The organism is Pseudomonas promysalinigenes, assembly GCF_014269025.2.
In the GTDB taxonomy this organism is placed as follows: domain Bacteria; phylum Pseudomonadota; class Gammaproteobacteria; order Pseudomonadales; family Pseudomonadaceae; genus Aquipseudomonas; species Aquipseudomonas promysalinigenes.
Genome location: NZ_CP077094.1, coordinates 1,346,820 through 1,372,146, shown reverse-complemented (window position 1 = coordinate 1,372,146; position 25,327 = coordinate 1,346,820). Strand labels below are relative to the sequence as shown.

Annotated in this window: 18 protein-coding genes and 2 pseudogenes; 7 read left to right on the top strand and 13 right to left on the bottom strand. The window is 54.5% G+C overall.

Features of this window, described 5'->3' with window-relative positions:
• The first annotated feature begins 2 nt into the window (after positions 1–2).
• The 6 genes from HU725_RS06360 to rfbC all read left to right on the top strand — a co-directional run bounded on the left by HU725_RS06360 (position 3) and on the right by rfbC (position 7,358).
• Positions 3–2,417: a glycosyltransferase family 2 protein gene (locus HU725_RS06360; protein WP_186476585.1), complete on the top strand. Its 2,415-nt coding sequence runs from the start codon at positions 3–5 to the stop codon at positions 2,415–2,417.
• Between the two features lie 38 nt (positions 2,418–2,455).
• Positions 2,456–3,622 (top strand): nucleotide sugar dehydrogenase, encoded by a 1,167-nt coding sequence (locus HU725_RS06355; RefSeq protein WP_186476584.1) that lies wholly within the window; start codon positions 2,456–2,458, stop codon positions 3,620–3,622.
• Between the two features lie 322 nt (positions 3,623–3,944).
• Entirely contained in the window at positions 3,945–5,021 is a 1,077-nt protein-coding gene (gene rfbB, locus HU725_RS06350) for a dTDP-glucose 4,6-dehydratase (protein WP_186476583.1), read from the top strand.
• Entirely contained in the window at positions 5,018–5,923 is a 906-nt protein-coding gene (rfbD, locus tag HU725_RS06345) for a dTDP-4-dehydrorhamnose reductase (RefSeq protein WP_186476582.1), read from the top strand. Before rfbB ends, rfbD begins: the two co-directional genes overlap by 4 nt.
• Complete coding sequence (rfbA, locus tag HU725_RS06340; RefSeq protein ID WP_186476581.1) at positions 5,920–6,810, top strand: glucose-1-phosphate thymidylyltransferase RfbA; 891 nt, start codon at positions 5,920–5,922, stop codon at positions 6,808–6,810. Before rfbD ends, rfbA begins: the two co-directional genes overlap by 4 nt.
• A complete protein-coding gene (gene rfbC / locus HU725_RS06335; RefSeq protein WP_186476580.1) occupies positions 6,810–7,358 on the top strand; it encodes a dTDP-4-dehydrorhamnose 3,5-epimerase in 549 nt (182 codons plus the stop codon). The genes rfbA and rfbC overlap by 1 nt, the downstream gene beginning before the upstream one ends.
• A gap of 204 nt (positions 7,359–7,562) precedes the next feature.
• Here rfbC and HU725_RS06330 read toward each other — a convergent pair.
• From HU725_RS06330 to tnpB, 3 genes and pseudogenes are all read right to left on the bottom strand, one after another.
• Positions 7,563–8,118, bottom strand: a pseudogene (locus HU725_RS06330) (IS66 family transposase); the annotation flags it as partial.
• Positions 8,119–8,166: 48 nt separating this feature from the next.
• Positions 8,167–9,699: pseudogene (gene tnpC / locus HU725_RS06325) on the bottom strand (IS66 family transposase).
• Between the two features lie 18 nt (positions 9,700–9,717).
• Positions 9,718–10,077, bottom strand: a complete 360-nt coding sequence (gene tnpB, locus HU725_RS06320) for an IS66 family insertion sequence element accessory protein TnpB (protein ID WP_225915517.1) — start codon at positions 10,075–10,077, stop codon at positions 9,718–9,720.
• A gap of 322 nt (positions 10,078–10,399) precedes the next feature.
• Between tnpB and HU725_RS06315 the strand changes: the two genes are divergently transcribed.
• On the top strand, positions 10,400–11,545 hold the full coding sequence (locus tag HU725_RS06315) for an acyltransferase family protein (RefSeq protein WP_186476579.1): 1,146 nt from the start codon (positions 10,400–10,402) through the stop codon (positions 11,543–11,545).
• A gap of 94 nt (positions 11,546–11,639) precedes the next feature.
• On the opposite strand, the gene HU725_RS06310 is transcribed toward HU725_RS06315, so the two are convergent.
• The 10 genes from HU725_RS06310 to HU725_RS06265 all read right to left on the bottom strand — a co-directional run bounded on the left by HU725_RS06310 (position 11,640) and on the right by HU725_RS06265 (position 25,291).
• Positions 11,640–12,032 carry a GtrA family protein gene (locus HU725_RS06310; RefSeq protein ID WP_186476578.1) on the bottom strand — a complete coding sequence of 131 codons (393 nt, stop codon included), beginning with the start codon at positions 12,030–12,032 and terminating at the stop codon, positions 11,640–11,642.
• Complete coding sequence (locus HU725_RS06305) at positions 12,029–12,973, bottom strand: glycosyltransferase family 2 protein (protein WP_186476577.1); 945 nt, start codon at positions 12,971–12,973, stop codon at positions 12,029–12,031. Before HU725_RS06305 ends, HU725_RS06310 begins: the two co-directional genes overlap by 4 nt.
• Positions 12,970–14,610, bottom strand: coding sequence for a DUF6311 domain-containing protein (locus HU725_RS06300; protein ID WP_186476576.1), 1,641 nt, complete (start codon positions 14,608–14,610; stop codon positions 12,970–12,972). Before HU725_RS06300 ends, HU725_RS06305 begins: the two co-directional genes overlap by 4 nt.
• Positions 14,611–14,650: 40 nt before the next feature.
• The gene (locus HU725_RS06295) at positions 14,651–17,182 is read right to left on the bottom strand and encodes a glycosyltransferase family 4 protein (RefSeq protein ID WP_186476575.1); all 2,532 of its coding nucleotides are present in this window, start codon (positions 17,180–17,182) and stop codon (positions 14,651–14,653) included.
• A gap of 6 nt (positions 17,183–17,188) precedes the next feature.
• The gene (locus HU725_RS06290) at positions 17,189–18,580 is read right to left on the bottom strand and encodes a class I SAM-dependent methyltransferase (RefSeq protein ID WP_186476574.1); all 1,392 of its coding nucleotides are present in this window, start codon (positions 18,578–18,580) and stop codon (positions 17,189–17,191) included.
• Positions 18,580–19,794: an ABC transporter ATP-binding protein gene (locus HU725_RS06285; protein WP_186476573.1), complete on the bottom strand. Its 1,215-nt coding sequence runs from the start codon at positions 19,792–19,794 to the stop codon at positions 18,580–18,582. Before HU725_RS06285 ends, HU725_RS06290 begins: the two co-directional genes overlap by 1 nt.
• Entirely contained in the window at positions 19,791–20,585 is a 795-nt protein-coding gene (locus HU725_RS06280) for an ABC transporter permease (protein ID WP_186476572.1), read from the bottom strand. Before HU725_RS06280 ends, HU725_RS06285 begins: the two co-directional genes overlap by 4 nt.
• A gap of 2 nt (positions 20,586–20,587) precedes the next feature.
• Positions 20,588–21,949, bottom strand: a complete 1,362-nt coding sequence (locus HU725_RS06275; protein ID WP_186476571.1) for a phosphohexomutase domain-containing protein — start codon at positions 21,947–21,949, stop codon at positions 20,588–20,590.
• Positions 21,950–22,078: 129 nt separating this feature from the next.
• Positions 22,079–23,521 (bottom strand): mannose-1-phosphate guanylyltransferase/mannose-6-phosphate isomerase, encoded by a 1,443-nt coding sequence (locus HU725_RS06270; protein WP_060480351.1) that lies wholly within the window; start codon positions 23,519–23,521, stop codon positions 22,079–22,081.
• A gap of 321 nt (positions 23,522–23,842) precedes the next feature.
• Entirely contained in the window at positions 23,843–25,291 is a 1,449-nt protein-coding gene (locus HU725_RS06265) for an MBL fold metallo-hydrolase RNA specificity domain-containing protein (protein ID WP_186476570.1), read from the bottom strand.
• Positions 25,292–25,327: the final 36 nt, after the last annotated feature.

The window sequence follows — 25,327 nt, the reverse complement described above, 5'->3', positions numbered from 1 at the left end:
AAATGAAGCCCAACTCGATTAGCAAATCTACCCTGGTAAACGCCAATGAATTCTTCCAACGTCAAGAATACTCTAAAGCCCTAGGCCTCTATGCACAAATTATCGAAGATAAACCTGAACTAGCCGAATATATCAAATTCAATGTTGGCCTAGCAATATCTTTGCTAAGCGATTCAAAGGACCCACAACTTAAATGCAGCTCAATCGACAAACTTTTGCCTGCCCATGACATTGAACCCAATTTAGACTCCGGACCAGAGTGGACTTCAACGGGTAATGATCCGTACTTTTTCTTAGATCGTAGTCACCTCCCTCTTATAAAAGGCTGGTACGTAGTACATGTATTGATCAGTTGTAAAAAGAGAAAATCCATATCAAGAATATATGCTGACTATGGCACTGGATTTTCAGAGCATGGCTCATATAGTCTGAAGATCACAAACAACCAACTCTGCTCACGGATTATTTATTTTAGCGAAAACGTCACATCCTTTCGATTTGACCCTCTTGAGTACCCGGGTCGTTTTAGCGTTCATGCGTTTCAAATTCGGAAGTTGAGCGAAGTTGATGCGAGAAAGGAACTCACGCTGCTGAGCAAGCAGCGTGAGAACATTTCAGAGGTTACAATTCCGAAACCTAGTTCATTGCCTACCTTGGAAAGTACCCATGATCTCTATAAACGGTACTCGGAAAGTCTGGCAGTAGACAACGTTGACTCAACTTATGCTGATTGGATTGAGAACGTTGAGCTTTCCACCGCGATAAGCAGAGAAGATGCTAAAATATCAATAGCTAAACTTAAAACAAATCCGAAAATCTCTATTTTGCTTCCCACCTACAACAGCAATGGCCCGTTGCTTGAAGAATGTATTGAGTCAGTTTTATCGCAAAGCTATGAAAACTGGGAGTTGTGCATCGCTGATGATGCATCCACTGATCCTTCGGTTGCCAAAATCTTGAGCTCGTACGCAAATAAGGATGGCCGAATTAAATACACTGTCCGTCGAAAAAATGGACATATCTCAAGATGCTCGAACTCAGCGTTGGCACTCGCCACAGGCGATTATTGCGCTCTACTAGATCATGATGATCTGCTGGCGACTAATGCTCTATTTCATGTTGCAGTTGCAATCAATGAAAATAACGGCTGCAAAGTAATTTATAGCGATGAGGACAAGATCGACATCTTGGGTAGGCGGTTCGACCCCCACTTCAAAAGCGACTGGAACCCCGAACTATTTTACTCTCAAAACTACGTATCTCATCTCGGGGTGTACCAAACGTCTCTATTAAAAAAAGTGAAGGGCTTCAGAACAGGTGTGGAAGGCAGCCAAGACTACGACCTGATTTTGCGTTGCCTTGAGCATGTGGAAGCTGAAGAAATTGTACATATTCCCCACATCCTCTATCACTGGAGGGTCCTCGAAGGTTCCACCGCGATGGACGCTGGCGAAAAATCGTATACGTCAGATGCTGGAGTCAAAGCGCTTAGGCATCATTTTGCAAAAATAAATCGCAGCATACGTGTCGAGCTCGGTCCCGCCCCAAATACTTTTAGGGTTCGTTGGCCTATCCCTAAGAACCCTCCGCTCGTAAGCTTGCTCATCCCTACACGAGATCGCAGGTCATTAACTGAGGTAGCCGTCCGTAGTATTCTTGAGAAGACAAGCTATAAGAACTTTGAAATCATCATCCTCGATAATGGAAGCGTGGAACTTGAGACCCTAGAATTTTTTGCGGAAATACAACTCGAATATGAAAATGTGAAGGTTATCAAATATGATTTTCCTTTCAACTACTCAGCCATTAACAACTATGGCGCTAAATTTGCCAAAGGCAAATTAATCGGTTTAGTCAATAATGACGTAGAGGTTATCAATGAAGAATGGCTCACCGAAATGGTGTCGTATGCCATACGCAAAGAAATCGGTTGCGTTGGTGCAAAACTTTACTACAGCAACGACACTATTCAGCATGCGGGAGTCATTTGTTCATTAGGTGGTGTTGCAGGGCACAGTCATAAGCATTTCGATAGGCATCATCCGGGTTACTTCTACAGGTTAAAGCTTCCACAAACCCTGTCGGCCGTTACCGCGGCATGTCTACTAATACGGAAAGAAGTTTTCGACGAAGTTAGAGGCTTAGACGAGGAAAACCTTAAGGTTGCATTCAATGATGTTGACTTCTGTCTTAGAGTCCGTGCAGCAGGATATAGAAACATGTGGACTCCTTATGCCGAACTCTATCACTACGAGTCAATTAGCAGGGGAGCAGAAGACTCTCCAGAAAAAATCAGACGTTTTCAGAGTGAAATCGATTTTATGAAGTCACGCTGGTCAGAAATCCTTAATAGAGATCCCTACTACAGCCCTAACTTGACTAAAGATCGCGAAGATTTTTCACTTAGTCAAGTGTAAATCCTAATCCGATACTAAACTATAACGAAGATACATTTATGAAGATTACTGTGGTTGGAACCGGATATGTCGGAATGTCAAACGCCGTGCTACTCGCGCAGCACAACGAAGTCACTTGCCTCGACATTGACCCTGAGCGCATAAACCAGATCAATTCTGGTCTATCCCCAATAATTGATCCCGACATTAAGACCTACTTAGAAACTTCTAAATTAGCGCTCGATGCCACACTTGACAAACATAGAGCCTACGTCGGCGCGACATATGTGTTTATTGCTACTCCAACAGACTATGACCCCGTCACTAATTATTTTGACACTAGTTCAGTCGAACATGTCATTGAGGATATTAGAGAAATCAACCCCGATGCGTTGATTGTCGTCAAGTCCACGGTACCGGTAGGCTTTACAGCACGCATGCAACTGCGCTATGAAACAAAAAATATTCTATTTTCTCCCGAATTCTTAAGAGAGGGTCGAGCACTCCATGATAATTTGTACCCGTCGCGAATCATTGTAGGTGATGTTACTAATGTAGGCAGGGCTTTAATTGACCTTTTACTTACAGGAACTGCGAATAAAGATTGTCCAGTACTGCAAGTAGAACCTAGCGAAGCCGAAGCAATAAAGCTTTTCGCCAATACATATTTAGCTATGCGAATAGCTTTTATCAACGAACTTGACACGTACGCTGAGGTTCACGATTTAAATCCTCGACAGTTAATCGAAGGAATTGGCTTGGATCCCCGGATTGGAAGCCACTACAACAACCCATCTTTTGGATATGGTGGTTATTGCTTACCCAAGGACACTAAGCAGCTACTCGCCAACTACAAAGACGTTCCGCAAAAGCTAATAAATGCCATTGTCGACTCGAATACAACACGTAAAGACTTTATTGCTGAAAGCATAATCAAACGTAAGCCTAGAATCGTAGGGATTTACAGGCTAGTGATGAAGACCGGATCCGACAACTTTAGATCTTCATCCATTCAAGGGATAATGAAAAGAATTAAGGCCAAGGGCATTGAGGTACGCGTATACGAGCCGACCCTTAAAGCTAGAGACTTTTTCAACTCTCCAGTTCTCAACGACCTGTCTGAATTTAAAAGAGCTTGCGACATAATAATAACAAACAGGCATTCAAGTGAGCTGACAGATGTCATTCATAAAGTCTATACAAGAGATCTTTTCGGCGGAGATTAATTTCACATCAGTCATGGATGCCACTTAGACTGACTACAGTTAATCAGCAAATTAAAGGCAGCGCTTCCAAAACATGAGGAACTCCAACTCAGCTCTAGAGACACCAACCGGTCGGATGAGTTACGGCCTAAAGCGTAACTCCCGGCTTAAATATTTTATGGATTTATGCGAACCGCACGGAGAATTCGATGTCTGAATACCATAAATCAGTATCTCCTTGATGGAAAATCAGTCCAGCTATAATTTTTTAAGCCAAATGGACTTGCTTTATCCTTTAAGCATAGTTATGACTCTTATCTTATAATGTAAGGAGGCGCTAGTCGTGAAAATTTTAGTAACAGGTGGTGCGGGGTTCATCGGCTCGGCAGTGATACGTCACATTATTGATAATACTGCCGACTCCGTAGTCAACGTCGACAAGCTTACTTACGCAGGCAATCTCGAGTCTTTACATTCTGTCGATAGTAATAACCGCTACGCATTTGAACGTATTGACATTTGCGACCGGATCAAAATAGATAAAGTTTTTCGAGAGCATCAACCTGATGCAGTAATGCATCTAGCTGCAGAATCTCACGTTGACCGCTCTATCTCCGGACCCTCTGAATTCATTCACACCAATATCATCGGAACATACACCCTACTTGAAGCCGCCAGAGCTTACTGGATGTCGCTGGATCCGACTCGGAAAGCGTCCTTCCGTTTCCACCATATTTCCACTGACGAAGTCTACGGTGACTTGGAAGGCCCTGAGGAGCTGTTTACAGAGATCACCCCCTACCAACCAAGCTCTCCCTACTCGGCCAGCAAAGCCAGTTCCGACCACTTAGTACGGGCTTGGGCAAGAACTTACGGTTTGCCGACCTTAGTGACGAACTGTTCGAACAACTATGGACCTTTCCATTTCCCCGAAAAGCTGATTCCACTGGTGATTCTGAACGCGCTGGAGGGCAAGCCCCTACCTATCTACGGCAGAGGCGACCAGATCCGTGACTGGCTGTATGTTGAAGATCACGCTCGGGCGCTCTATAAAGTTGTAACCGAGGGCGAAGTAGGCCAAACCTATAACATCGGCGGCCATAACGAAAAGCAGAACATAGAGGTTGTGCAGACCGTCTGCTCCCTGCTCGATGAACTGCGTCCTGATTCGAAATTCCGCCCCCATGTTGAACTCCTCACTTACGTTCAAGACCGCCCTGGTCACGATTTGCGTTACGCGATAGACGCCAGCAAGATCCAACGCGAACTAGGATGGGTGCCAGAAGAAACCTTCGAGTCGGGTATTCGCAAGACTGTGCAATGGTATCTGGACAACTCTGAATGGGTTGCGCACGTTAAAAGCGGCAGCTACCAGCAGTGGATCGACAATAACTACGGTACACGTACAGGCCAAGCATGAAGATCCTGCTACTCGGAAAGAATGGCCAGGTCGGCTGGGAGCTTCAACGTGCGCTAAGCGTTGTCGGAGAGGTGGTAGCGCTTGATAGACACCTTGCAAGCACGCCTTACGGCGACTTGGCAGGGGATTTATCAGACCTAGACGGATTGCGTGATGCCATTCAAGCAGTTGCCCCTGACGTGATTTTCAATGCAGCCGCCTACACAGCGGTGGACAAGGCTGAGATCGAACGTGATGCAGCGCATGTCGTCAACGCACTCGCTAGCAAGGTGATCGCCGACGAAGCGAAACGCCTTGATGCCTGGCTGGTTCATTACTCTACCGATTACGTGTTTGACGGTACAGGTTCCATTCCTTGGAAAGAAACCGACAGCGTCGCCCCTGTGAACTATTACGGAGCCAGCAAGCTTGAGGGTGAACAGCTAATCCAGGCATCGGGCTGCAAGCACCTAATATTCCGCACTAGCTGGGTGTACGCCGCTCGAGGCAACAATTTCGCGAAGACCATGATCAGGCTCGCAAAGGACCGCCCTGTGCTCAACGTCATCGCTGATCAGGTAGGCGTCCCCACTGGGGCTGATCTACTTGCAGATGTCGCTGTCGCTGCGCTCCAACAAGCATGGGCTAAACCTGAGTTGAGCGGTATCTACCACCTGGCACCTATGGGTGAAACGACATGGCACGCATACGCATGCTGTGTTATTCAGTTCGCTAGGGATCACGGTGAGAATCTTGAGGTCCAAGCGGTGAATTCAATAGCTACTACCGATTATCCTACCCCGGCCAGTCGCCCATTGAATTCCCGCTTGGATACAACGAAGCTTCGCAAATCCTTTAAGCTGCACCTGCCTGAGTGGCAAAGTGGCGTTACTCGTATGCTCATGGAAGCTCTTAACAAATGAACGCAACCAATCGCAAAGGGATCATTCTGGCTGGTGGTTCCGGAACGCGTCTGCACCCTGCCACACTTTCCGTTTCGAAGCAGCTCTTGCCGGTTTATGACAAACCGATGATCTACTACCCTCTGGGCACGCTGCTGCTGGCTGGCATTCGCGACATCCTGATCATTTCCACACCTCAGGACACTCCGCGCTTCGAGCAACTTCTTGGCGATGGTAGCCAGTGGGGCATCAATCTGACTTACGCAGTGCAACCGAGCCCAGACGGCTTAGCGCAGGCATTTACCATTGGCGCTGACTTCATCGGTGATAATCCATCTGCGCTGGTGTTAGGTGACAACATCTTCTACGGTCATGATTTCCAGTCGCTGTTGCTCAACGCAGACAAGCGCGGTTCTGGCGCGTCCGTCTTCGCATACCATGTGCATGATCCTGAGCGTTACGGTGTGGCTGAATTTGATTCCAACGGCCGTGTACTGTCCCTTGAAGAAAAGCCGACCTCACCGAAATCCAGCTATGCCGTAACCGGGCTTTACTTCTATGACAACCAAGTAGTGGACTTGGCGCGCAACCTCAAGCCTTCTGCCCGCGGTGAGTTAGAAATTACCGATCTCAACAACCTGTACCTGCAGCAAGAACAGCTGCATGTGGAAATCATGGGCCGCGGTTACGCATGGCTTGACACAGGCACCCACGACAGCCTGCTCGATGCCAGTCAGTACATCGCGACCATGGAACGCCGTCAGGGCCTCAAAGTTGCTTGCCCGGAAGAGATCTGTTTCCGCGCTGGCTGGATCAACGCCGAGCAACTCGAGCGACTGGCTCAGCCTCTGCTCAAAAACGGTTACGGCCAATACTTGCGCAACCTGCTTAACGAAAAGGTGTTCTGATGCACGCTACATCCTTGGCAATTCCGGAAGTCTGCCTGTTTACACCGAAGGTGTTCGGCGACGAGCGTGGCTTCTTCTATGAGAGCTACAACGCCAACGTCTTCAAGGAAGTCACCGGACTACAGCCTGACTTCGTTCAAGATAACCACTCGAAATCGGTCAAGGGAGTGCTTCGTGGCTTGCATTACCAGCTCGCGCCCCATGCCCAGGGCAAACTGGTACGTGTGCTACAAGGCGAGGTCTTTGACGTAGCCGTTGATATCCGTCGCTCTTCCCCTACTTTTGGCAAATGGGTAGGTGCAGTGCTTTCTGCGGAAAACAAGAATCAGCTGTGGGTCCCCCCAGGGTTCGCACACGGCTTTGTCACCCTGAGTGAAACCGCTGAGTTCCTGTACAAGACCACAGATTTCTACTCGCCCGCCAGTGAGCGTTGCATCGCGTGGGATGACCCGGAAATCGCCATCGAGTGGCCGATTTATTTCAGCCCTAGCTTGTCTGGTAAGGATCAGCTCGGCGTGGCGTTGGCTAACGCTGAAGTGTTCGAGTAATCCTTCAACGGGGCCAAGCCGCGTAAGGCTTGGCCTTGTCAGCAATTGCAGCCTAAGCAGTTCTGATTGCCCGGCACCTGGACTCGCCTTAGTAAGAAACGCTTGTGAGCGATTCACCCGCTTCGATGATTGCAGCGGCGCCGCTTTCACGGTAAACCACTGTAAGCGCTCCACAAACCCCACCGAACTCAATATGGATGGCGCTCAGCTGAGCGATGCGGGTGAGCAGTTCCACGGCAGCAAGGCTTCGTAATCTTCGACCGATGTCGCCGTTGGCAGACGTTCGAGTGCGTGGCGCAGCCACGCATAAAGCTCTTTGCTGTTGGCTTTGACGGTCTCAACCAGGCTGTAAAGTTGCGCCCTGGGGCGTGTCGCTTTCTTCCGATGAGGAAGGAGCGGATCGCGCGTTCAGCGGCGTTGGTGTCGAGCGGCAGGTAGCATTCCTCGACATATCGCTCCAGCTTGCTCCAGTTACTTGCGAGATAACTGATGGCTTTGCCCAGGACATTCTGAGCGGTGACTTGTGGTTGTGCCTTTTTCGATCCAGCTTTTCAACTGAGCTAGTATCGGTACGCTGTGTTCGTGACGACCGATTTTACACTCGGTGTCACGGCAGGTCTTCGAGTCGCGCCATGCAGTAAAGCTTATTGATCAGATTCAGCGCGATATCCGCACGCCCGGTTCTGCATTTAGGCTGTACTTTCTGTGCTTCAACGAACTTGCGACGAGCATGAGCCCAGCATCCTAAGCGCTCGACTCCAGCGTAAGCGCTCCATAAACCCCACCTAACCAAAGATGGGCAGCGCACCTAGCTGTGTATTTGAGGTGTACAATTCCACGGCAGCAGCGCTTCGTAGTCTTCCACTGAGGCCGCATGCGGCAAGCGTTCCAGTGCGTGGCGCAGCCACGCATAGGGTTCTTGGCCGTTGGCTTTGGCCGTTTCTACCAAGCTGTAAAGTTGTGCGCTGGCAGTGGCACCTTTGGGCGTGTCACTGAACAACCATTTCTTTCTGCCGATGACAAACGGGCGGATCGCTCGCTCGGCTGCGTTGTTGTCGATCGGTAAGCAGCCGTGCTCGACGTAGCGTTCCAACTTGCTCCAGTTGCTGGCCAAGTAGCCGATGGCCTTGCCCAAGGCATTCTGCGTCGTGACCTGAGGTTGCGTTTTCTCTACCCAGCTTTTCAGTTGAGCCAGCAATGGCAGGCTGCGCTCCATGCGGGCAGCCTTACGATCTTCATCGCTGCCGTCCTTAAGGTCGCGCTCAATGCCATACAGCTTGTTGATCAAATTCAGGGCGATGTCTGCGCGCCCGGTTTTACCCTTGGGCTGCACTTTCTGCGCTTCGACGAACTTGCGGCGTGCGTGCGCCCAACAGCCCAATCGCTCCACGCCGTCCTGCGCGGCCAGCGCGTTGTAACCGGCGTAGTCGTCGGTCATGACATAGCCGCGATAGCCATCCAACAGGCGCGTCGGCACCTCCTGCGCTCGGCTGGTGGCTTAGTCGAAAAGGATCACCGGGCGATCAGGTGGGCCGCCGGTTTGTACCCACATCCAGGATTGGCTGCTGGGCTCACGACCCGGCTCTTTCAACACCTGCACACGTGTTTCGTCACAGTGGATGATCCGACTGCTCAACAGGCTTTCGCGCATCAGATTCAGCAGCGGTTGGAAGTGCTCGCTGCATTGAATCACCCAGCGCGCCGAGGTTTGGCGCGAGATATCGATACCGTGGCGCCCCAACACTTTTTCGAAGCGATGAAGCGGCAAGCCGTCTACGTATTTGGTGGTGAGCAGCATGGCCAGCACACTCGGGCTAGCCGTGCTCTTGTCGATCACCTGGGCAGGCTTGTCCGCCGTTACGGGCGCTGACTCGCAGTTGCGGCAGCCGTACACCTTGCGAACAAGTTTGATGACGGGAATCTGCATCGGGACGGTTTCAAGCTGTTCGCTGACCTATTCACCAATGGCATGTTTGCGGCAGCCACAAGCGCACGTCAGCTCATGCTCGGGCAGTTCGTGGACAACCTCGATACGCGGCAAATCAGCCGGCAGTGGTTTGCGTTTACCACGGCGCTTGGTCGGCGCAACGACTTCTTCATCGCCAGCCTCATCCAAGGGTTCTGCCAGGCTTTCCGCTTCGTCGAAGAGCGGCAACTATGGCGTCGCCGCATCGCCTGTCTACTCGGTCTTGCGCCCGAACAGGCGCTGGCGCAACAGCGCAACTTCCTCTTCGAGATGAACGATCTTGCCCTTGTCGGACGCGCGCTCGTTGATCATCTGCTCAAGCAGTTGCTTGAGCAGAACAGGATCGTCAGAGAGGTCTTCGGGCATGGAAATCATGCCGCGGATTATACCGAATCAGGCGACGTATCGAGGCGTCAAAACCTGATGCGGACGGTTGCGCCAGAGGTCGAAGCCGTCGAGTAGCCAGTTCAGTTCCTGAACGGTCAGTACGATGGCCACGTCAGTCGGATCGGGTGAGGTTTTAAACCGTTCGGAGTCCAGGCGTTTGAGCCAGAGGCAGAAGCCGTTGCGTTCCCAGTACAAGATCTTCACGCGGTTGCGTGGCTTGTTGAGAAAAACGAAAAGCACCGGGTCGAACACCGCCATTTTGATATCGAGTTCGACCAGCGCAGCGAGGCCATCGATGGACTTTCGGAAGTCGACGGGCTTGGGGTAGAGGTACACTTTTTCGACTTTGGCGTCGGGTCGCATCATGGTCGGCGAACTCCAGAAAGAAATCGGGAGCACAGCATCGGGGATTAGTAAGCGCTTTGAATGTGGGGTTCATGGAGCGCTTACGCTAGTGCCAGCTCGGCGTCCATTCCCTTGGCTGATGCCCAGGCCATTGCACAATGGCCAGGCTGTTGGCCTGAAAACTAATCGCCCAGCGTGGCGCTATGGATCGGTTCCGATCCTTGACGATCGACATCGCACTCATGGGTTGCAGTACTCCAACCTGCTCCCAAAGGCTGCTAGCAATTGGCTTCTCCTAAATGGGACTGATAACTACAATGCCCTCACTTAAAGGAGAACCCGCATGCAACCAGCTTCAGACAGAGCGCTTTTCGCCAATCAGCTAAGGGGTGTGGCAGTCATTGCCGTGCTCATCGTGCATTGGTGCGGGGTGTATTGGTTTTCACGGGATGTAGTGGCTTCCTACATCCACGCCCCGATCGTGGAGGGGCCATCGTCCAGCATGATCTACTGGCTAACGATCCCGACCTTCAACTATGGCCCTTTCGGCGTGTCGGTCTTCTTCCTGATCAGCGGCTTCGTTATCCCATTCTCCTTGAACCGTCTGGCACCGCTCAAATTTCTGGTAGCCCGTTTTCTGAGAATCTACCCCACTTATATCGTTGCTTCGCTGATCATGTTGGTGCTGGTCTATCTGTCCAGCCGATACTGGGGCCAGCCATTTTCCATGGCACTGGACAGGCTGTTCGCTAATCTGTTCCTGTTACAGGGCAATCTGCACTACCCCTCGATCGACATGGTCAACTGGACGTTGGCCATCGAAATCAAGTTCTACATCATTGCTGCCTTGCTCTATCGGTGCATCAAGGGCGGCAATGCGATGCCCTTGATCCTGTTCTCCGTTGCGGTACTCGCAGCGTGCGAAGCGCTCCCTGCGTTGGTGACCGGGTGGGAGTTGCGCCCAGGCTTGGTGGAGTCCTTGGAGACTGAGCTGATGTGCGTGATCTTTATGTTCATTGGCACAGGCTTCTACCACCACTACACCGGCACGTACACCACACGTCAGCTGCTGGCCTATGTAGCCATTCTGATGCTGGTGTTCCTGGTGTGCTGGCCGCACACAGACTGGGTCGTACAAATGCCGTCAGTACCCCAGAACTACGTCTACGGCCTGGTGCTCTTCAGCCTTAGCTATATGATGCGCCGGTATTTCCGACCATTTGCGCCACTGGATTTCATTGCCAACATCAGCTACTCGATCTACGTGACGCATTCGATCATTGGTTACCTGTCGATACGGATTTTGATGGACCAGGGCCTGTCGTTTCCGGTGTCAGGGCTGTTGACACTAATTTTCGTGCTCACGTTGGCCTATGCGCTTTACCGCCTGGTCGAAGTGCCCACTATGCATCTGGGCAAGCGGATTTTCGGAAAGCGCGCCGGCCCAGCCCCTGCAGCAAGCTTGAATATGGCACAAGCAAATAACTGACTGGCGTGGGCATGAGCATGTTCAACGCTCATGCCCGCTCCGCCCTGAGCGCACCTGCGGCCCATCGCATACGAGACGTAACTGAACAAGCCGATCAGGAAGCTGGCTTGAAAGCCCAAAGCTTCATGACGAGGTAGTTCAACACTGGTACCACAAAGATCACCATCACCAGGCCCACCGCGTAATGCAGCCCAAGGTACTCAACCACGGAGGTGATCAGCAATGTCAGGCCCAGCGACAACAACGACACCGCCAAGAAGCGCCGGTAGCCCAAGAAGCTCGCCGGCGTTTGGAATGTGAATCGACTGTTGAGCAAGTAGGACATTACGTTGGCAAAGCCGAATGCGATGCCATTGGCGATGAAAGCCGGTGGCGCCAACGTTTCCATAAGCGCAACTACGATGCCGGCATGCACCACGGTATTGGCAACGCCCACCAGGCCAAAACGGATGAATTCGTGGTAACGCGATGGGATAAGTTTTATCACTTGATCACATCACGCACGATATACACGGGCCGGTTTTTTGACTCCGTGAAGATCCTTCCCACATACTCCCCCAGCACGCCGATGCCGATCAACTGCACGCCACTGGCGAACAGTACCGTGATCATGATCGAAGCGTAGCCCGGCAGGTCCACCCCAAAAAACATGGTCTTGATCAACAGGTAGGCCGCGTAAACGAACGAAAGCGCCGATACCACACAGCCCAGATACGTCCAGATACGCAGCGGCACCGAACTGAAGCTGGTAATCCCTTCGATGGCGAAGTTCCAGAGCTTCCACGTGTTGAAACTTGAACTGCCGTGTTCGCGGGCGGCCACTTTATACTCCACCGTGGTGGTGCGGAAACCCACCCATGCGAACAACCCCTTCATGAAGCGGCGGCTCTCTGGCAAGGTCTTGAGTGCCTCTACCACCTTACGATCCATCAACCGGAAATCGCCGACGTCGGCAGGAATATCGATATCAGAAATTCGGTTGTGCACCCGATAGAAATAGTTGGCAGTCAGTTTTTGAATCGGTCGATCAGTTTCGCGATCAACTCGCTTGGCCAGCACGACTTCTGCGCCCTGCTCCCATTTCTCGACCAGCTCAAGGACGACTTCCGGAGGATGCTGCAGATCGGAGTCAATTGGTACCACAGCATCGCCAGTCGCAAAATCCAGCCCGGCCGAGATAGCTGCTTCCTTACCAAAGTTGCGCGACAGATCGACCACGGTCAAGTAAGGATTGTCGGCCTTAGCCTTCAGCAACTGGTCGTAGGTGTTATCGCGGCTGCCGTCATTCACAGCGATTACTTCCAGCTCATATCTATCCGCTAAGCCGGCGAAGACTTCATTGATGCGCTGGAAAAAGGCATGCACGCCTTTTTCTTCGTTGTAGAAAGGCGACACCAGTGAAATCACGCGCTTTTTCATTTCGGTCATGGGTTCACCTGCCCTGCTTGGACGACGCGGCAGACCTGAGCGAAGTCGAGTACTTTGCATTCAGGCTGGCGGTTGGATGGGAAAAGCTGTTTCAACTGCTCCACCTGCGGGAAGTCCCCGGTGTTGAATACGTAGACAGAGCTACTGAAATCTGAAGCAGCGATATCCGCCTGGGTGCTTTCGGTGCTGCAGTCGGAACTAACGCGCGATACATAACCCGTATTGATTTTGATGTTATGCACGGCAGCGTAACGCATGGTTGGCATGAGGGTCTGCAGCACTTGATCGCCACGGCCACATTTGAATTTCGGGAAGAAATACAGGTACTGAGTATTGTCTGCGACCTGCTCATTCCATGCGGCCTGGTTCAACACAACCTCTGCCGGGCGGTTGGCGACAGCAACGAGCAGCCGACGGAATGCCGACAGGTCGATTATCTGAACGATGAGCATCGCTAGCATGCAAGCGGCGAACAGCTTGGTGCCCAAGCGGCGATACAGGTAGGCGATGGAGAAAATCACGATGCAGAAGCCCACCGGCCAGAAGAATCGCCCAGAGGCACGGAACTGGGAGGTGATGGGCTTTAGAATCGAGGGGTAGTCGATCGACACCAAATGACTGGTACCCAGATAGATTTCATTAGAAAGCGCATAGACTGTGAACAGCACCATCAGCCAGGTGAGCGCTTTGTGACGGCTGAACGTATCATCTACGTCGTTGCGCTTGAGCACCAGGCACAGTGCAAACGCAAGCAGCACACCCATGCCCAAGTAGTTGAAGCCCTCACCCTGCCCAGGCATTTCAGGGTTGGGGAAATGCAGGTATTTGCCGCCATGCAATGGCGACAGCAGGTTCATGGAAAAGACGCCGAAACCGCCTTCCTTGGCCACTGCTCCCCCGCCCATGGGGAAAATGGTCAAGAACAGGCTTACGCCAATCACCACGAAAGGCACCAATGCTCGGGCCATGGACGCCAGCGCAAAGCGATCAGTGCGCCCCAGATAGCTGGCCACGTAGATGGCACTGGCCATCGCGAACAGGTAAATATTCACGTAGAACCCAGCTACCAGCAGCACACCCCACGCCCAGCCGTGCAGCAGCCCCGTGCGGCGGCAGCTAACGTACATCGCCAATGCGCAAAGTACAATCCATTGCGACATCAACGAGACGTGAGCAATGCGCGAGGTGAACTCCGGCATGCTCACCAGGCACACCACTGCAGCCGCCAGCGCCAACCACGAACGGACCTTCAGCTCACGCAGAATCCACCAGGCACAAACGGCCTGGGCGATAAAACAGCCGGCGATCCATACGCCAAACGGGTTGAACGGCGCAAAGCTTTTGGGCACGAATACCTTCAGCAAAAACGCATACAAAGGTATGGCGTCCACGAAGGTGGCTCGAGTGCCCTGGGGATAGTTGATACTGTCGAACGCCAGCAGCGGATAGCTGAACGGGGCATTGAAGAATGCGTTGAAGCCTGCGAAATACTGGGTGACGTCTTCTACCTCGGTCTGCCAGTAGGCGTTGGTACCGAGAATGAAGTCCAGCGGAAAATGCCGAAGCACAAAGAACAACCCGAAAGCCACAGCAAATGCCAAGCCGGCTCGGCCTGTTGAGTCAAGCTTGAAACTCATTATCCTGTTTTCCCATCCATGTATTTTTCCAGCGCTACGATCAAAACGCGTGCCTGCTGAGTTCACCAATCAATTGCTGCGCGCTGCCTTTCCAGGTAAGCCATGGCATATCGACCGAGGTTGGGTGCTCACCTGTCGCGTGCAGCGCCAGCCAGTCTACGATGCTGTCGGCGACATTGCGCGCATCGGTGCCTGCAAAGAACCACGCATGCTCACCGGCTACCTCACGGAAGACAGGCAGATCGCGCGCAATGATCGCAAGCCCATGCTGTGCAGCCTCGATCAGCGGTAGACCGAAGCCTTCGCCGTAGGAGGCAGCTATCAGGCAGTCGCACTGTTGGTAGAGGTGTTCCAGGTACTCGTCACTTGCACTTTCGAGCCAGAGCAGGCGCTTGCCACGCTCAACGTGGTTCAGCAGCCTGTCGGCCAGCTCTTCCACCAGCCAGCCGTGCTTGCCAACGATCACCAAGTTGGCCTCTACACCTTGTTGCCAGAGCAACTCGAAAGCATCCAGCGTCTGCAAATGCCCTTTACGCGGCTCCAAGGTCCCAACCATCAAAAATGTCGGGTTGGCCTGTAACGCTTCAACTCGCATGGCAGGATCTTCAGGAACTCCTTTGGTAGGTACCGACTGATCAATATCGGCGCCGAGGTGGAAAACACCAATACGGAACGGCCGTGCGCGCTGAGGTGCATTTTCATCCATCCAGGCCTGCAGCTCATCACCAACTGCTCTGGAGATGCACATTGCGCCGTCATATCGAGCAATGGTGTTGATCCAGTCGACATAGAATGGGTGCAGGTGATCTGAGAAGAAATGACGCATCTGCAAGATCAACAGGTCGTACACCACAAAGAACAGGCTGACGCCATGGGCACGCATGGTGTCGAGGTAGGGCTGGCGTTGCGGCAACATATCCAGCAGCAGGTCCAAACAGATGTAAACATCCCCAGCCTTGTAACTGATAGCTTCGTCGAGATCGTCTTCCCCCGGTGTGTTGCCGAGGAAAGTAGCCGTGAACTGCCTGGCGTACCGATAGAACGACTCTTCGACTTTGCTGTAGATCGGCGTAACGGTGTAGCCCTCGGGCGGGGTCGTCAGCCACTCCAGCAGAATGCTGCGCACAACCCGCTGGATGCCGCTTTTGGCGTCGTGTCGGCAAAGCTGCGATATGTCCACCAGCAGGTTCGGCTTGCCGCTTGGGCCTTGAAGCGAGTAATCAATTGCTTTGGCCAGGCGCTTTACATCGATTTCACCTTTTTCCAACTCGCCTGTGGTAGCCAGCGCGGTGGCCAGATGCTCGATGCGTTGTTCCGTGGGCAGGTCTTCGTCCACTTCTTGATCGGTCGCTGGCAGGTTTTGCAGCATTTGCTCGAACGCAGCGATTGCCGCCTTGCCTGTCAGGTCCCAAGAAAACAGCTTGGCGCGCTCCAGGCCATGCTTGATCATCGCTTCGCGGAAGCTCTCGTCGACAAGCGCCTGGTTCATTTTCTGGGCGATTGAGGCCGTGTCCAGAGGGTCGAACGTCGCTTCATCCCAGCCAATCACTTCGGGCACGCTCGAGGTATTGGCACCAATCACAGGTGCGCCGCACTTCATCGCTTCCAACGGCGGAAGGCCAAAGCCTTCATGCCACGACGGGAAAACGTACAGGCGGCAGGTGTTGTACAACGCCACGAGCTCATCGTCGGTGATGAAGCCAGTGAATACCAGGTCCTCTGCTGCGAGGCCCTGAGCAAGCGCTTCGCCACGGTAGCGTTCAACGATGTGCTGGGACATCTTGCCAGCAAACACCAGTTGCACGTCGTTCACCTCGCGCTTGACGTCTGCAAACGCAACGATCAAGCGCGAAAGATTTTTTCGCTCGTCTGCACCGCCTGAGTACAGCACGAATGCGTCACGCAGCCCGAACTTGGACTTGAGCGCGATACGGGCCTGCTCGGTCAGCGTGACAGGTTTGAATATCGCATCTGCGGCACCTGATACGTTGAACACCTGATCCTGATCCAACGGTAGCAGCGACAAAGCTTCCTGACGTGCGCACTCAGAGATAGCCAGCAGTACGCCGTGGTCCTTGAACGACCCGACGATGTCCATGTAGTACTGCTTGTACTGGGCATGATCCAGATACTGCTGCGGGTTGGTGAGCGGAATCAGGTCGTAGAGCGTCACGCTGAGGATTGCGCGTTTGTGCTCGAGTGGCTGGCCGATTACCGCATCATCGATAAAGCCCTCAACTGCACTGGTGATGTGCACCACATCCGGCTTCAACTCATCGATAGCAGCTTGACGAATAAGCTTGGCAACGTGGTGCCGACCGTTGTTGGCCGGGTCGATCCCTGCCACAGGGCCTTGGGCATACCACACACGGATATGGCTTTGGGGTAGCAGCCCCACGAAGGCGGCGCGTATAGCCTCTATGCTTTCACTGAGCATGCCGTTCAACAGCAAATAAACTTCATGCTCGCCGCGATTTCGCGCGATGCCTTGAGCCAGCGATACGCTATAGCGACCAATACCACGGAAGCGGCTTTCGGTTTGTGCGCCTTGCATGTCAATTACGATACGCATTCAGTGTCAGCCCTTTCTCATTACTGCTCGGAGGGCGTTCTCAATAGCGCGGCCTCGCGGTGTCAAAGGGGCGTGATCGATCACGCCATGTTGCGGGTCAACCACTACGCTAACCGGATCGGGTGCCAACAGATTGCGCAGTTTTGCACTTAGCCAAGGGCTACGATTCAATACTGCCAGTGCCAAACGCCGCGCGGCCGGGCGGCGCGCGACCCACAGCTTGGCGTGGGGTGCGGCATGGCGCAGCTTCAGGCGCAACCACGGCTTGCCATGGCGTGCCGGCCACAGCGCAGCCCGCGTCGCTGTTCGTAGAGGGCCGGTAATTCGCCACGATGTGCTAGTTCGCATGGCCTCGACTTGTTGTTCTGCACCCTGGGCGCGCATGTGCTGCCAATGACAGTTTTCCAGCGCCGCGTTACGCTCCTGGGTCATGGCATCGGCTTGTGCCTGGGCCTGGGCCAGCGCTTCCTGCATAGCACCACATTGACGCTGCAAGGCCTCGGTGGTGGCCTCGTAATGCTCCTTCATCGCCAACAGCTGCTGAGTTTGCTGCTGGTTGATTTCAGCCATGAGCCGCTGGAACTCATTAGGCTCGAAAAAGGTAGCCCGAACTTCGTCAACGCTGTTTTGCAGCTCATTGAGACGGCGGTCCATCCCTTGGTCATAGCGCACTGCCAGATCGTCGAGCGACAACCCATAAGGTTTGTCGAATGCTGCCTCGAACTTGTCAAGCACACTGGCATCGGCTGCTTTCTGGGCCACTACGGCATAGTCGGGGCTTGCACCTGTGAGCACCTCGCGCACACCTACCTGGCCCTGCTCATTGTGAAGTTCAAGTGACTCCTGCAGACGTACTACTTTGGAACGGGCGAAGCCTATGTGTTCGGTGAGGAACGACATCAGCAAATTGGGAATGGGCTGAGTGTGGGTTGGGTCTAGGTAAAAGTTATTGGTACCCACCATGACGTTTTCAGCATTGGGGGTTTCTAGGATCAGGATCCCACCCGGTCGCAATACACGCAACGCCTCGCCAACCAGATCGCCCAGCACCGGAAACGGCACATGTTCAGCGATATGGAAGCCACTGACTACCACTTGGCTGGCATCGGGCAGCGACTGGAGCGCCTCTAGGGCATCGCCTTTCTGCGCGGGTAAGCCCAACGCGTGACAGGCCTCCAGCATTCCATCGTCCAAGTCCACGCCCATCGGTTCGAAGCCTTCGCGCTTCATCAACTCCAGCCATTCACCTCGGCCACAGCCGATGTCGAACACCGCGGCGCCGGCGTAAATTTCCTTCAGGGGTTGCAGAAACGGCAAGTAAGCTTCGAGCCGCTGGGTGATGAGCGCCCTCGAGCCGCGATAGCGGTCCTCGAAAGCGCGATAGAAACCAGCATTCATCAATTACACTCCACGGTCGGCGGGATCCACGCCAGGCCTACGAAGGTTCGTTCGGACATGTTCACTACGTTGAAAACCAACGCCAGGTCACGCCATTCATAGTTGTCGGCAATGTGGGTGTCGCTCGCATGCAGCGCGATGGCTACGGAATAGGAGCCAACCCCGAGATTCGCAGGAAAGCGGAAACTGTATTTCAGCAACTCACCTTCGATCAAATCGGTACGGATGCACTGCAGATGGTGGGTATTGGTACCGAACACATCCTGCCCGAGACGGTCTTTGATCACGTAGCCGACCACCAGCTCGGGCAAAGCCGCATTGACTCTAACCTGAATGTTCAGGCAGACGTCTTCGCCCACGGACACGTACTCGACCGGGGCGCCCTCGGCATTATGCAGCGAGACTGTCTCGATGCTCGCCTTGCCGCTGCCTGAGCGCGTCTGCTTGGTGCCATCGGACAATGTCTGAACTTCGACCGTGGCATTTTCCTTTTGAGCAATGATGGCATTGTAGTAATCCATCACCTCTTCAGGAGGCCCATCCTTGATGACAGTCCCCCCGTCCAGGAGGATTGCGCGGTTGCAAAGCGCCTGGATCGATCCACGGTCGTGGGACACTATCAGCAACGTGGTCCCGGCTTTCTGAAATTCCTTGATACGACCGAAGCTCTTGTGCTGGAAGTAGCTGTCGCCAACCGACAGGGCTTCGTCGATGATCAGGATCTCTGGGCGAAACGCGGTGGCTACGGCAAACGCCACCCGCATCTGCATACCACTCGAATAGGTACGCACAGCCTGGTCGAAGTACTCGCCAATCTCGGCGAACGCCTCGATGTCATCAATGACTGTATCTATCTGTTGGGTGGTGAAGCCCATCAATCCAGCCGCGTGGTAAGCATTCTGCCGGCCGGTAAGCTCACCATTGAAGCCCATGCCCAATTCGAGAATGGCGGCGATGCGCCCGTTGACATGAACCTTGCCTTCCGTGGACTGCAAGGTACCGGTGATCATCTTCAGCAAGGTCGACTTACCGGCACCGTTTTGTCCAACCAGGCCAATCGCTTCGCCAGCTTGAATGTTGAAGCTAATGTGCCTGAGCACCCAGTGTTCACTACTGGCTTTGACCGGTAGGTAGAACCAGCGAGCGATGCGCTGCCATTCGGAACGATAGCTCCGGTAGGCCTTGCCTACATTGTTGACGGCCAATAGGGTCATAGGGAGTCCACCATTTCAGCAGAAGCGCGGCGGAACAGGAACAGGCCTACTGCCATCAATCCAAGGGCGATAGCAAGCACTAACCCGAGCTCGGTCACTTCGGGCGCCTGTTTGTAGACCAGCACGTTGTGATAAGCGGTAACGATGGGGAACATCGGGTTTACGTCCAACGTCCCTTTTAGGTATTCCGGCACTATGTTCACCGAGTAAACGATCGGCGTGAACCAGAACCAGACCTGCATAACGATTGGCACCACCTGGCCGATGTCGCGCAGGAACACGTTCAGCACGCCCAAAACCAGGCCGATCCCTACCGCAAGCGCCACCACTAGCAACGTGAGCGGCAGCAGCCAGATCATCTGCATGTTCGGCGCATGACCCAACACAGCGAACACAACCATGACCGCTGCGAACAACAACAGGTTGTTGAGCAGGCACGAGCCCACCACGATCACCGGCAGTGCAATGCGCGGAAAGCGCATCTTCTTCATCAGGTTGCCCTGGTCGATGAACACCGTCAGGCATCGCCCGACGATCTCCGCGAAAAGGTTCCAGGCCAGGATGCCGGCGATCAGGTAGAGCGCATAGGCGTATTTGTTGTCGATACCGGGCAGGCGTGCGCCCAGCACGTTGGACAGGATCAATGCGTAGATCGCCACTTGCGCCAGAGGGTGGATGATCATCCACAGGCCGCCTAGCTTGCTGCGGGCGAAGCGCGAGATGAACTCGTTCTTGATGGACGTGAGGATGAAGCCCCGGTAATCCCAGACGCCCCGAAACATGCCTAACATAGTTATCCTTGAATCAAGCGCGCGATTTGCGCGACGTGCTGCGCCACCAGCGCTTCATCGCCGCGGCTCTCCACGTTCAGCCGCAGCAGCGGCTCGGTGTTGGAGCCGCGCAGGCTGAAACGCCAGTCGGCGAAAGCCACGCTGATGCCGTCGGTACGGTCGACGCTGGGGTTTTGCGGCAGGTAATGGTTCAGGATCTTGTCGATCGTGCCTTTCACATCGGCCACTTCGTAGTTGATCTCGCCGCTGCATGGGAACTTGGCGATACGCTCGTCCACCAGCTGGGCCAGGGTCTTGCCGGTCACGCTCATCAGCTCGGCCACCAACAGCCACGGGATATTGCCGCTGTCGCAATAGGCGAAGTCGCGGAAGTAGTGGTGGGCGCTCATTTCGCCGCCATATACGGCGTCTTCGGCGCGCATGCGCTCCTTGATGAAGGCATGGCCGGTCTTGCTCTGGATGGCTACGCCGCCGGCTGCCTCGACCTGTTCGATGGTATTCCAGGTCAGGCGCGGGTCGTGGATGATCTTGCTGCCAGGGTGCTTGGCCAGCAGCATTTCGGCCAACAGGCCGACCACGTAGTAGCCTTCGATGAAGCGGCCTTGGTTATCGAAGAAGAAGCAGCGGTCGAAGTCGCCGTCGAAAGCGATGCCCATATCGGCATTCGTATCGAGCACGGCCTGACGGGTCAGGTCGCGGTTCTCTGGCAGCAACGGGTTGGGAATGCCATTAGGGAAATTGCCGTCCGGCTCACCATTGATGATGGTGATATCCAATGGCAGGCGAGCTTTCAGCAATTCCAGCACGGGGCCAACTGCACCGTTACCCGGGTCGGCCAGTACTTTCAGGGGCTTGAGCGCAGCGAGGTCGATGTAGGTCAGCAAGTGGTCGATGTATGCGGTTTTGTCGAACGCTTCGCGGATGTTGCCTGGCTGAGCGGCCTGGTTGCCCAGGTCGCCGGCTTCGACACGCTGGCGAATGTCGTTCAGGCCGGTATCGCCGCTGATTGGGCGCGACTGCTCACGCACCAGCTTCATGCCGTTGTAACCCTTGGGGTTATGGCTGGCGGTGACCATGATACCGCCATCGGCCTGATAATGGCTGGTAGCGAAATACACTTCTTCGGTGCCGCACAAGCCGATATCGATAACATCGGCGCCGCCTTCGGTCAGGCCTTTCATCAGGGCGCGGGACAGACCTGGGCTTTCCAGGCGCATGTCACGCCCTACCACATAACTGCGCCCACCCAGTTGGGCCACCAGGGCACGGCCAATGCGGTAGGCGATATCGTCGTTCAGGTCGGTCGGCACTTGGCCGCGAATGTCATAGGCTTTGAAGCAGCGGGTCTGAATAGGAGCGTACATACATCTCTCTCGGTGCGGCGCCGCATAGGCGTGCGCCGACTGGAAGGGGATGACCGGCGAATGGTTTGCCGCATTAAGATCGGCCCGGTGCTTTGCACAAGCACGCAGGGCCGACGAGAAAGGCTTGATCTAGCCGTCGCAACGACCGTATTTGTCCTCGAAGCGGACGATATCATCCTCGCCGAGATAGTCGCCGCTCTGCACTTCGATCAAGACCAGGTCTATGACACCTGGATTTTGCAAACGATGCTTGTGGCCCGCACGAATGAATGTCGATTCGTTGGTGTTGAGCATCAGCTCCTGATCATCGTTGACCACGACGGCCATACCGCTGACCACGATCCAGTGCTCACTGCGGTGATGGTGCATTTGCAGCGAAAGCGAGGCCTTCGGCTTGACCACGATGCGCTTGATCTTGAAGCGCTCACCGTCTTCCAGGGTGGTGTAGGTACCCCAAGGGCGGTGCACGGTCTGATGCAGCAGGTGGGCCGAGTGGCCATCGCTTTTCAGGCGTTTGACGATATGCTTGACGTCTTGCGCGTGGTCCTTGTGGGCAATCAGCAGCGCATCTGGGGTATCGACCACCAGCAGGTCCTGTACGCCAACCAGCGCTGCCAAGCGGTCCTCGGTGCTGACGTAGTTGTTGCTGGCGTTATAGGCCATTACCTCGCCTTCGAAGCGGTTGCCTTGCTCGTCCGCGCAGGTCAGCTCGCTGACTGCATTCCACGAACCAATATCGCTCCAGCCGATGTCGCAAGGCACGGTGGCAACCTTGCGTGAACGCTCCATGAGGGCGTAGTCGATGGAAATGTCCGGTACCTTGGCAAAGCTATCAGCGTCCAGCGCCAGGCAGCTGTAGCCTTTGGAGGTGGAGCAGCGCGAGGCATCAAGGGTTTGAGTGACGGCTTCGAGCACATCTGGCGCATGTGCCTCGAACTCTGCGATCACTGCACCAACCTGGAAGCAGAACATGCCGGCGTTCCAGAAATAGTTACCCGCTGCCACGTAGGACTCGGCAGTTTTCAGGTCAGGCTTTTCGACGAAGCGTTCGACTTTCAAGCCGCCGGCCAGTACACCGCCGGTGGCAGCCTCGATGTAACCGAAGCCTGTTTCAGGGTATTGAGGCTTGATGCCGAAAGTGACCAACCAGCCTTGCTCGGCCAGGTGCACAGCCTTAGCGACTGCATCGGCGAAGGCGGTTTCGTTCTGGATCAAGTGGTCCGCTGCCAGTACCAGCATGTAGGCTTGCGGGCCGTGGGTCTGGCGCAGTTGCAGCGCAGCCGCAGCCACTGCAGCTGCAGTGTTGCGACCGAAGGGCTCGAGAATGAAGCCCTGGGCGTGGCCACGGGTATTGATGCTGCGGTATTCATCCTCGGTCTTGAACAGCAGATCGCGGTTGGTGACGGTCAGCACTTCGACCACGCCCTCGAGGCGCGCAGCGCGCTGGAAGGTCTTCTGGATCAGATTCTGCCCGTCTGGCAGGGTCATGAATGGCTTGGGGTGAGCCTCACGAGATACTGGCCACAATCGGCTGCCAACGCCGCCGGATAGAATTACCGGGATCAATTCCATAATCGAGTCCTTAACGGCCACTTGAAGTCATCAACCTCAGGGAACCTGCATGTGTCTGTGTTTGACCGCCGCCGCGATGATCGCGCCGGCGCTAAATGTACGCGCCCAGCGTATTTATTCCCTGGCCATTCCATAGGCTCAAGACGCAAGCTTCGGCCAGTAGAATACCAGAGTTTTTTCGCTGTAGCTTGCCCAGCCAGCGCAAGAACCGGGGCTTGCAGCGGGGTTGTGGGCATGTCGCCAGCAATGTGTAATTGCACTGCGACACGCCCCGGCGGGAATAAGACAACAGTGTTCGTCAATGTTCAGTCAAAGGACGCGTTAAAGTGCAATAAAAACACTCGTCGATGCATTACTTTGCACCAGTACTTGCTCCAAGGCGCGCTGTAACGCACGTTTCGCACGCGGCTCGCCATGCACCAATACAACCTGCCGAGGCGGGCTCGGCATAGCCTGAACGAATTCTACCAACCCCGCCTGATCGGCATGCCCGGAATAACCGCTCACACTCATCACTTTTGACCGTATCTCAAACAGCTCACCATCGAGCACAATCTGCACAAACCCTTCCGCCCCTTCGCTAGCCTGGATCACTGCCCCCGGCGTGCCCTTGGCCTGATACCCGACGAACACCACTTCGTGCCGAGGGTCCCCCAGCATCGCTTTCAGGTAATTGACGATGCGCCCACCGGAGCACATGCCGTTACCGGCAATCACGATCGCCGGCCGCCCGGTACTCTTGAGGTGGTTGACTACAGCCTGATGCTTGCCATGGGTATCCACACACACCAACTGGTCGAAGGCCAGCGGCCCCCTGCCCTCGCCCAGCCGCTGCCGAGCTTCGTCATTCCAGAACTCGTGCAGTTCGCGGTAGGCCTTGGTAATGCGTTGCGCCAATGGCGAGTCGAGGATGACCGGCAAGCGCGACCAGTCGATCGCCTGTAATGGGTCGTCGCCAGGCAACTGGCGCCCATCGTTGAGCAATGCCTTGCGGTGAAGGATGTCTTCGATTTCGTACAGCAGCTCCTGGGTGCGCCCTAGGCTGAATGCCGGTATCAATATGGTGCCGTTATCAGCCAGCGCCCGATCGATCACCGCCTCGAGCCGTTGCTGACGGTCGCTGCGCCCCGAGTGCAGCCGGTCGCCGTAGGTGCTTTCCAGCACGAGAATATCGGCGCGTTCTGGTGACTGAACTGGGCGTAACAAGGGATTGCCCGGGGCCCCCAAGTCACCCGAGAAAACGATACGCGAAGCAGATTGCGCCCCATCGATGCGTACATCGCATTCTACGTACGCAGAGCCAAGCAGGTGGCCGGCGCGCTGAAGGCGAATGTTACAGGCAAGCCCACCCTGCTCGACCACGCAATGCCACTGCTCATACGCGAGCGGCACGACAAGACGCTGCAACAGCGCCAGGTAACGCTCGACCTGAACGGGGTCTGAGCTTACGCCGAGCTTGTACGCATCCTCCAGCACCAGGGGCAAAAGCTTGGCCGACGGCACGCTGCAGATGATGGGCCCACGGAAGCCGGCAGCCAGCAGTGCCGGGATGCGCCCCACATGATCCATGTGCACATGGGTGATGATCAGAGCCTCAATGCCGGCGATGTCAAAGCCGATAGGCGCAAATTCAGCGCCAGGCGCCGCCTCGCCACCCTGTTCAAGGCCACAGTCGATAAGCAGGCTAGTGGTTGGGCTTAAGTGAAGCTGATGGCACGAGCCGGTGACACTTCGAGTACCACCATGATGGGATAGGGCGGGAAATTGCATGCTGTCGCGCGCTCGCCTAGGGCAAAAATGAAGCGC

Excerpts from the sequence above, each read along its gene's own strand:
- HU725_RS06270 (WP_060480351.1), bottom strand. The coding sequence starts at position 23,521 with ATGGAATTGATCCCGGTAATTCTATCCGGCGGCGTTGGCAGCCGATTG.
- HU725_RS06300 (WP_186476576.1), bottom strand. The coding sequence starts at position 14,610 with ATGAGTTTCAAGCTTGACTCAACAGGCCGAGCCGGCTTGGCATTTGCT.
- HU725_RS06280 (WP_186476572.1), bottom strand. The coding sequence starts at position 20,585 with ATGTTAGGCATGTTTCGGGGCGTCTGGGATTACCGGGGCTTCATCCTC.
- rfbD (WP_186476582.1), top strand. The coding sequence starts at position 5,018 with ATGAAGATCCTGCTACTCGGAAAGAATGGCCAGGTCGGCTGGGAGCTT.
- HU725_RS06265 (WP_186476570.1), bottom strand. The coding sequence starts at position 25,291 with ATGCAATTTCCCGCCCTATCCCATCATGGTGGTACTCGAAGTGTCACC.
- HU725_RS06290 (WP_186476574.1), bottom strand. The coding sequence starts at position 18,580 with ATGAATGCTGGTTTCTATCGCGCTTTCGAGGACCGCTATCGCGGCTCG.
- tnpB (WP_225915517.1), bottom strand. The coding sequence starts at position 10,077 with ATGATGCGACCCGACGCCAAAGTCGAAAAAGTGTACCTCTACCCCAAG.
- HU725_RS06315 (WP_186476579.1), top strand. The coding sequence starts at position 10,400 with ATGCAACCAGCTTCAGACAGAGCGCTTTTCGCCAATCAGCTAAGGGGT.
- HU725_RS06355 (WP_186476584.1), top strand. The coding sequence starts at position 2,456 with ATGAAGATTACTGTGGTTGGAACCGGATATGTCGGAATGTCAAACGCC.
- HU725_RS06305 (WP_186476577.1), bottom strand. The coding sequence starts at position 12,973 with ATGACCGAAATGAAAAAGCGCGTGATTTCACTGGTGTCGCCTTTCTAC.
- HU725_RS06295 (WP_186476575.1), bottom strand. The coding sequence starts at position 17,182 with ATGCGTATCGTAATTGACATGCAAGGCGCACAAACCGAAAGCCGCTTC.
- rfbC (WP_186476580.1), top strand. The coding sequence starts at position 6,810 with ATGCACGCTACATCCTTGGCAATTCCGGAAGTCTGCCTGTTTACACCG.
- HU725_RS06275 (WP_186476571.1), bottom strand. The coding sequence starts at position 21,949 with ATGTACGCTCCTATTCAGACCCGCTGCTTCAAAGCCTATGACATTCGC.
- HU725_RS06360 (WP_186476585.1), top strand. The coding sequence starts at position 3 with ATGAAGCCCAACTCGATTAGCAAATCTACCCTGGTAAACGCCAATGAA.
- rfbA (WP_186476581.1), top strand. The coding sequence starts at position 5,920 with ATGAACGCAACCAATCGCAAAGGGATCATTCTGGCTGGTGGTTCCGGA.
- HU725_RS06285 (WP_186476573.1), bottom strand. The coding sequence starts at position 19,794 with ATGACCCTATTGGCCGTCAACAATGTAGGCAAGGCCTACCGGAGCTAT.